The organism is Kitasatospora sp. NPDC056800 (assembly GCF_042789775.1).
GTDB lineage: Bacteria > Actinomycetota > Actinomycetes > Streptomycetales > Streptomycetaceae > Kitasatospora.
Genome location: NZ_JBHUAL010000305.1, coordinates 1 through 7,864, shown reverse-complemented (window position 1 = coordinate 7,864; position 7,864 = coordinate 1). Strand labels below are relative to the sequence as shown.

The 7,864-nt window shown below is 73.3% G+C and carries 6 protein-coding genes; 1 reads left to right on the top strand and 5 read right to left on the bottom strand.

Annotation, left to right across the window (positions count from 1 at the left end; all coding sequences use genetic code 11):
* Positions 1 to 583: 583 nt before the first annotated feature.
* The 5 genes from ACFRQN_RS38750 to ACFRQN_RS38730 all read right to left on the bottom strand — a co-directional run bounded on the left by ACFRQN_RS38750 (position 584) and on the right by ACFRQN_RS38730 (position 5,844).
* A complete protein-coding gene (locus ACFRQN_RS38750) occupies positions 584 to 1,462 on the bottom strand; it encodes a helix-turn-helix domain-containing protein (protein ID WP_380745306.1) in 879 nt (292 codons plus the stop codon).
* A gap of 8 nt (positions 1,463 to 1,470) precedes the next feature.
* Positions 1,471 to 1,728 carry a hypothetical protein gene (locus tag ACFRQN_RS38745; RefSeq protein ID WP_380745304.1) on the bottom strand — a complete coding sequence of 86 codons (258 nt, stop codon included), beginning with the start codon at positions 1,726 to 1,728 and terminating at the stop codon, positions 1,471 to 1,473.
* A gap of 1,361 nt (positions 1,729 to 3,089) precedes the next feature.
* Positions 3,090 to 3,779, bottom strand: coding sequence for an HNH endonuclease family protein (locus tag ACFRQN_RS38740; RefSeq protein WP_380745302.1), 690 nt, complete (start codon positions 3,777 to 3,779; stop codon positions 3,090 to 3,092).
* Positions 3,780 to 4,144: 365 nt separating this feature from the next.
* Positions 4,145 to 4,612, bottom strand: coding sequence for a hypothetical protein (locus ACFRQN_RS38735; protein WP_380745300.1), 468 nt, complete (start codon positions 4,610 to 4,612; stop codon positions 4,145 to 4,147).
* Between the two features lie 812 nt (positions 4,613 to 5,424).
* Positions 5,425 to 5,844, bottom strand: coding sequence for a hypothetical protein (locus ACFRQN_RS38730; protein ID WP_380745298.1), 420 nt, complete (start codon positions 5,842 to 5,844; stop codon positions 5,425 to 5,427).
* An 868-nt stretch (positions 5,845 to 6,712) separates the two neighbouring features.
* Here ACFRQN_RS38730 and ACFRQN_RS38725 point away from each other — a divergent pair.
* Positions 6,713 to 7,249: an HNH endonuclease gene (locus ACFRQN_RS38725; RefSeq protein ID WP_380745296.1), complete on the top strand. Its 537-nt coding sequence runs from the start codon at positions 6,713 to 6,715 to the stop codon at positions 7,247 to 7,249.
* The last annotated feature ends 615 nt before the right edge of the window (positions 7,250 to 7,864 follow it).

Sequence of the window (7,864 nt, the reverse complement as noted above, 5' to 3'; positions counted from 1 at the left end):
GGGCTGCTTCCCCCCCCGCCTCGGATAGGGGGAAGCAGCCCTTCGGCGCGCTCAGACCTCGAACCGCGCGGTCGGCAGTGGTGAACAGGCCCGGGGACGCCGAGCGGGCACCGAGCGCTCTCGGACGCTCACCCCGGCACCTCCACCGGCGACCCGGTGCCGGTTCTGGTGGTGTTCCAGGCGTTCTAGTAGGTGGTGAGGGCAGCTCGTAGGCGTTGGCCGTGGGGGGTGTTGGGCAGGCTGTGGCGGTGGGCCGGCGGTTGCCTGGTGGGCGGCGGGGAGCACCGTGGTGTTGCCGGCGGCCAGGGCTGCGGTGTGCCGGTAGAGCTGTCGGTCGACGGCCTTCGATAGGCCGGAGGCCGGGTCGCCGACGAGTGCCCGGGCGTCGGTGGCGAGTTCGGCTTCGGCGGCCGCGAACGTGTCGTGGCTGTCGGGCGTCGGCGCGGGCACCACCGCGGTGTCTGCCCGCCCGGACCAGGGCGCGCCGCGGCCGGTTCTGACCGACTGCGGGGTCTGCGGGGGCCCGCTGTCCCTTCCGCCGCGCGTGGCCCAGCCGGTGACCCTGTGCCCGGCCGCGGGTGCGTCAGCCGAAGTTCAGTTCCTTCTGGTCGGCGTACTCGATGGCCCACTGGTCGGGGTACTCCTCGACCGCGTCGTAGGGCAGGCCGAAGCCGCGGGGATCGGGCTGGTTTCTGTGGCTCTTCCGGAGCGAACGGAACCGCAGGTAATCGTCCTCCCGGCGTCCGGCTTCCGCGATCAGATCGCAGGGTGAGCTGTAGACGATGGCCGGCTGGTCGCGGGTCTCGCGGGCGAGGGCGCGTGCGCTGAGGCGTTCGTCGCCGTCGACGAGGCGCTGGTAGGCGTTCTTCCATGCCTTCCAGCGCCGCTTGGGAACGTCGCATCCGGCGAGGAAAGCGTCGAGGAGTTCGGGGGAGGGCAGGCGAGGGTTGGCGCGGGGGTCGAGGACGCGGTCCAGGGTGGTGTGGCGGAGGTAGCCCGTCAGGTCCGCGCGCTCGAGTGCGCGGCTGGAGGGGGCACCGGCCTGGAGGTGGACGTAGCGCATCGCGGTGCGCAGGTCGCGGAGGCTGAAGATATCGCCGGGGGAGATGTGCCGCGGCGGCCGCTCGCCCGGGGGCAGCCCCAGGCCCCGGGCCGTGTCGTAGGCGTGCCAGGCACTGCCCCAGGCGACGGCGCGGGCGGCCAGCTTCAGGGCCTTGTCCACGTCGCCGCCGCAGGCCTTCGCGAACGCGGTGATGACGTCCTCGGGGGGAAGGATCTTGGCGGCGGCCGCGCGCTGGAATGTGGCTGCCGAGATCGGGCTGCCGTCCGCGCGGACGGCCACCGGGTGCCCGGCGATCTCTCGGTAGCCGAGGCCGGCGGCGGCGCGCAGGCCTCGCAGGTACCGGGCGAGCGGGTGTCGCTCGGGGCGGTCAGCGGCGATCGGCTTCTCGGGGCGTCCCACGGCCGTACTCACCGCCCCTGCACGGCGGGCTGGCTGCGCTGCCGGCCGGGTCCGGAGCCGACGGCCAGGTCGGCGAGCTTCACTGCGGCCGACGGCAGCGCGATGGCCCCGACCACGGCGGAGACGTCCGCGCCGAGGGCGACGGCGGCGGCCGCGATGAGCAGGACGACGATGACGACCAGGCGGCGTCGGATGCCGACCGGGAGGTGGCGGGCGCGGTTCCCCAGGCCGACGCAGAACAGGTGGGTGGGGCTGGGCTTGGGCATGGGTGCGGAACTCCTGTCGAACGGAGAGAGCTGAGAGGAACTGAGTGGACGCCAGGGCGCGTTCGCCACACCGGATTCGGCGGGTGTCGGGCGTCTCCTGAGGCCGGGATCCACCATGGCGCGCAGGCACCCTCGGACGCCACCGCTCCGCCCCGAGTTGCTTCGGATCTGCCTACGCACGTCAGACCAGTGACGGCATTACTGCACCACCACCCACCCGCACGAGCAGCCCAAGCATCGCCTCCAAGAACCAGATCCGCCCCACCTGCCCAGGGGGCCCAGCCCGCCACCGGGGCCGCCGACCACACCCCGGCAGCCGCTCCCTCCGGAACCCAGCCCGCTCGCCGTTCCGGCCAGCGGCGGGCTCCGTCGGCTGGTGACGCCGCGCGCTCGCCGTCCCGCCCGCCCTCGCCGGCGGGCAGCGCCGGGGCGGGGAGGAGGTCGAGCGGGTCGCAGGCCTCGCCGCGTTCCCGGGCGTCGGCGACGAAGGCGGCGTGGATCCGCCCAATGTCGAGCAGGTGCTCGCGCGCGTGCCGGACGGTGAGCTGATCGGTCTGAGCCCTCTTCTGCCTGGTGGTGGACGTGGTGGTGGGCGGTCGTCGCGGGCCCGACGCCTGCGGCGGGCTGGTCTACGCGGTGGCGTCCGGCGGTGCCCGCCGCTGACAGCGCCGGGGCGAGGCTGTCCGCCGGGGGCTGGCCGTGGTGATGGTGAGCGCCCGGCGAAGGCTGGCCACCCCGCCCGGCCGCGTCCCACGCGTGGAACGACGGCGACTCCGCCCGGCCGCCAGGAGCACGAGCCCGTCGTTCTGACCGACGTCGCCGACCACCCCGGTACGGCGACGAGCTCATCCTCGGTGGTGGTGAGCGCGTCGCCGACCTCACCGACCCCGCCCGGGCACCTGGACCCGACCGGGCCGCCGATCAGAGCAGCCGCGCCATGCCCCCGGCGCTGCTGGCCTCCCACTGGCCGGGTCCCGCGCGGGACGCCCCCTGTCGTTCCCGGGACCCGGCCGTGCTGCGCCCTGGGAGATCGGTGTCGTCGGCGCGGACCAGGCCGAGGTGACGGTGTTCTCCGCCACCGCCGCGCGCGGTGCCCGACCGCGGGTGCGCCCCGCCCGGCGCCGTGGAAGCCGGGCCGGCCGGGCCGTGCCCGCTACGCTGCTGCCGGTGCCCGCCGGACCCGAGACGCACACCCCGGGCCATCACCGGCGGGCGCCGTCGCATCAGCGATCGGCGGAAAGAGCCGACGGCGGCTGGCCGCGAACGCGAGCACGTCGTGGAGCCGCCCGGGACGACCTCCCGGCCGGTCGGCCCGCCTGAACGACCGGGGGCGGGCGTGGGCCGACCGGCCTGGCCGCCGGCTACGCGCAGGTGTCGAGCATCTCGATGAGGGCGTTCTTCTCGGCCTGGGTGGTGCTGAGGGCGTAGGTGTGCTTGATGTCGGTCCAGGCGCGGGAGTAGGTGCACCAGTACGACCGCAGCGGCGGCCTCCAGGCGTCCGGTCCCTTGTCAGCCTTCGCGCGGTTCGAGGCGGCGGACACCGCGAGCAGCTGGCTGTGGGTCAGGTCGTTGGCGAAGGCACGGCGCTTGTCGGTGGTCCAGGTGTCGGCGCCCGCCCGCCACGAAGCGGCGAGCGGGACCAGGTGGTCGATATCGAGTGCCTTGGCGTCGGTGAAGGTCTTGTCGTCGTAGGGGCTTACCCAGAACCCGGAGACGGCGCGGCACTGGTCGTCACGGGCGACGTCCTGGCCGTCGCGGGCGAGGACGACCTCGCGGGTGTCGCAGGTGCCGTACTGCCGGATCCAGTGCGGGAACTTCTCGCGGGTGTACCCCTCCATGGAGTGCGGGGCCTCGACGACGAGTTCGTCCAGCTCGGCGCGGACGACGTCGGCCGGAGGAGGCTCGGGCAGCTGACGGTGTTGGGCGACGGCGGCAGCTGTGGGAGCGGTCGGCGGAGCTGCGGCGTCGGCCGGGACGGCCGCGGGGATCAAGGTGAGGGCGAGCGCGGCGATGGCGGTGGCGCCTCGGCGCCACCAGGCTGAAGGGATCATGCGGCAAGGGCTACCGGCCCAGGCGAGGCCGCCGGCGTACCGTCACCCGACGGTCGGCGAGTCGCCGCCCGGTCGGGCCCGCACCGCCGGTCGAGGCCCGCCGCCCCGCCGCCCCGCCGCCTGCTGCGTCCTGCCCGCCGCGCCCCGCCTTCGGCGGCCGCCGGCCGGCCGCCCGCCACCTGGTGGTCGTCCTGGTCTCCATCCCGGACGATCCGTGGTGGGAGGTGCGGGTGCTGCACGCGAAGCTCTACCCGGCGAAGAACCGCGGGGCGTGACCCTCGCCCTGCGCGCCCGCCGCCCGTCCGGCCGCCCGCTGTCTTGGCCTGTTCTGGTGGGGCTGTGCCGCACGGGTGGGGTTGGTTTCGTTACGGGCTGGGTTGTGGTGGATCGTGGTGTGGTCCCGTCACGGTGCCGTTCCTGATGCCGTCCCGGTGCCGGTTCTGGTGGTGTTCCAGGCGTTCTCGTAGGCGGCGAGGGCGGTGTGGAGGCGTTGGCCTTGGGGGGGTGTCGGGTAGGCGGAGCCGGCCGCGGCGGCTGGCGAGGTCGGCGGTGGCGTAGCGGAGGTGGGGCAGCAGCATGTCCTCACCACGGGCCAGCGCGGTGGTGTGCCGGTACAGCTGTCGGTTGACGGCTTTCGACAGGCCGGACGTCGGGTCACCGATGAGCGCCTGGGCGGCGGTGGCGAGTTCGGCTTCGGCGGCCGCGAGCGTGTCGTGGCTGTCGGGCGCTGGTGCGGGTACCACCGTGGTGCCGGCCTGCCCGCTGTCGGTGGCGGGTTCGTTCTCGGCGGCCGTGAGCGTGTTGTGGCTGTCGGGTGCCGGTGCGGGTGCCACCGTGCTGCCAGCCCGCCCGCCGTCGGCGGTGGCGGGTTCGTCCCCGGTGGCCGCGAGCGCGTCGTCGTCCCGGCCCCGTCCGGGGGCGGGGCCCTTCTGCCGCTGCGCCCCGCCGTCGTAGTCCGGTCGGCTCTCCGGTTCGGCGTCCGGCGTGTCCGGCCGCTCGCGCGGCTCGGCGACGGTGTCGTCGCCGAGCTCACCGGCCAGGCCGGGGCCGAGCAGGGCGGCGGGTTCGGTCTCGGTGGTGGCGGGCGTGGTGTCGTCCTGTTCCGGGCCGGGGCCTGGTGGGGTGGCGGCCCCGGTCTGGCTGGGTACGGGCCGCTCGGGCCGGTGTGGTGGTGCTACGGCCGGTTCGGGGTGGGTGTGCGGGGTGCCGTCGTCGAAGATGACGGTGAGCTGGGCCCCGGCCGCCGTGGTCGTCTGCTGCGCCCGGGCGGTTCCGTCGTTGCCACCGGGGCCGGCGGAGCGGCGGGCCGGGCCGGGCTGCTCTGTGTCCGCCCCGGCGGCGCGGGTGGTCTTCCGGCCGGTCTCGCCCGGGGTGCCACCTGCCGGGTGGTCGGGAGCCCCTGGTGTGCGGTGGCGGCGGCGGGTGGGGAGGAGTTCGTCGTAGGCGGTGGTGGTGGGCAGGGGGCGGGTGTCCGGGGGCAGGGCGGCCCGGATCCGTACCGGTTCGGCGGCCGGCGCACGGCCGCGGCCGGGGCCTTCACCGCGGCTGGGGCTTTCACCGTGGCCGTGGCCGCTGTCCGGGACCAGGGCGTCCGGCCTCGCCGTCGTCTCGTCCGCTCCGGCTCCGCAGGCGTTCTGGAAGGCGGTCAGCAGGTTCTCGGGGACGGCCTGCTGGCCGTGGACCTGCGCGCGCTTGCCGCGCCAGCCCCGTCCTGCTGCCCGCCGGCTGCCTGGTCGAGGGTGGGTGCGGGGAGTCCGAGGAGGGCGAAGGCGCCGTCGAGTGCGGCCTGGGCGGTGCGGGCGTGCCGGACGAACACCGCCACCTGGCCGCCGTCCAGGTTCTCCAGGGCCTGGCGTGCCTGTTCGTCGCCGCCCAGGCGGGCCAGGAGGGCGCGGGCCTCGGCGCGCAGGGAGGGGAGTTGTTCCTCGAGGCGGCGTCGGCGGTGTTCGGCCTGGCGGCAGGCGGGGCTGCAGTGCAGGGCGGGGCGGCCGGTGGCCGCCTTCGGCAGGGGCCGGCCGCATCCCGGCCGTGTGCAGGCCGGCCCGGTGCTCAAGGGTTCCGTCACACGGAGGATTCTGACGAAATGCCAGCCGGATCGGAAGCGGGCCCCGGCGCGTGAGGCCCGGCCGCGCGCCGTCCCGGCCCCGCCCGCCGCTGGCCTGGGCCGTGCCGGGGTGGTTGCGTCACCGTCTCCCGGTGACGGAACCACCCGAAGGCCTCAGGGTGTGACCTGTCGGCCGCGATGGCCGTGGAATGGCCCCATAGGCCAGGTTGTCTGGACCTTTACTTGTGCCCGTCGGGCGTCCGGCGGTGTTGGCGCCGACCGCGAGCCTGGTGACTGTGTGTGGTGGTTGGTGGGCTAGAGGGGCGGGTCGGCCCGTTCGGGGAGTGGGCTCGGTGTTGTGGGCTTTTTCAGGGGCTGAATTCCGCCGGGTATTCCGTCGGGTTGTTGTGGTGGATTGGTTGCCGGTGGTGGTCTGAATTCGGGTCGGAATTGCGGTGGCTGGGGGTGGTGTTCGGTTTGGTGGGGGTCGGACCCGGCGTCGTCCGGGGCCTGCTGTGCCCCTGCCCGGCCGTCGTCCCGGGTCTGCCGTCGGGGCCGCGGCCCGTTCGGGGCCTTCTGGGCTTCCTCCGGCCGGGCCGCGCCCCGCTTGTCGGCCTGCTGCGCCGCTGTCCGGGGCCGTGCGCGGGCCGGGGACGGCCGTTCGGGTCCCCTCCGCGCCGTCGTCGTCGTCGTCGAGGTCGTGTCCGTCCGTGGGGTGCAACGCGGGGGTTCTGGTAGGCCGTCAGGCCGCGCCCGGTGGCAAGCGAGAAAGCCTGCCGCCCCTGTGTTGTGACGGGCATGCACGGGCTGTGCCGCAGGCCGGGATTCTCGGGTTGCTGTCGGTGACCGCTGCTAAGGTTCCGGTTTCTGGCGCTGGGAGGTGTGCTTGATGGCAAGGCGAATCCGAAGGAAGTTCCCCTTGTGGATATGGCTTGTAGTTTTGACTGCAAATGGCGGAGAATGCGCCTACTGTTCCAGGCCAGCTGAAACCATGGACCATGTGATCCCATTTTCTAGGGGCGGTGCAGACGACCTTCGGAATCTGGTGCCCGCTTGTGATTACTGCAACAATCAGAAAGGTGATCTCGATCCGACTGAATGGATTCCAGGCCGGAGGGACTACCGGTGGGATGGGAATGGCACATTGAAGGGCCCCGGGCCGACGCTGCGAGATATTTACCTCGATCGCCACGAGGCAAGGATGTACTATCTCGATCACCTGGAAGAAATTCGGGCAGAAATTCTGGACAAGAAGCGCAGTGACTGGATATTCGATGATTGCTTGTTTTGGCACTCGGTTGCTGGGGCGAGGGGCATGGCGCAAGCCTCAAGAGACGAGTTGGTTAAGCGCCTTGTCACGGCCAAGGCAGAGGAATACCCGCGGCATGGGTTCGCCAGGCTGTTCGGGCCGAAGTCGAGGTTGTGACTACTGTCCGGACCGGTGGCTCGAAGACGCCTCCCGAGGGCCGCAGGCCCCGTCCCAAGGCGGAGGACGGGCCGCAGGCCCAGCAACCACAAGGCGAAACCGCGCCCCGAGTACCCCATCGGCCGGGACCGGGGAGGGCGCCCAAAGGTGAGGTTGTGACTGATACCCGAAGTCCACGACACATCGTCAACGCCGAGGGCCGCGGGCCCCGGCCGGCACCCCGCCTCCCCGAAGGGATGGGCCACTACCCGAATTCCGCGTCACATCGTCAACGCTCACCCCCGGGCGCAGCCCGGGAAACCCTGCCAGCAAACCGGCCCGTAGGGCCGTGAAAACACTGCTCCAACAGGACCGGAATGCCGACCGATTGACGGGCCGTAGGCCCGGGACAATGCCACGACAGGGCGGAGCGCAGCGACGCCCCACGCCCACCCCAACAAGCCAGCACAACCCCGCGTATTCGCCGCAGGCGAATACCCCCAACCATTCACCCACCCGCCGAGGCGCAGCCGAGGCCAACACCACGCACGGTGACGGCGCAGCCGGCACCCCCGCACCTGGCGGTGCGTCAGCACCGCCGCAATCGCGCCAGCGATTGCTCAAGCCGCAGGCTTC

Excerpts from the sequence above, each read along its gene's own strand:
- ACFRQN_RS38740 (WP_380745302.1), bottom strand. The coding sequence starts at position 3,779 with ATGATCCCTTCAGCCTGGTGGCGCCGAGGCGCCACCGCCATCGCCGCG.
- ACFRQN_RS38725 (WP_380745296.1), top strand. The coding sequence starts at position 6,713 with ATGGCAAGGCGAATCCGAAGGAAGTTCCCCTTGTGGATATGGCTTGTA.
- ACFRQN_RS38745 (WP_380745304.1), bottom strand. The coding sequence starts at position 1,728 with ATGCCCAAGCCCAGCCCCACCCACCTGTTCTGCGTCGGCCTGGGGAAC.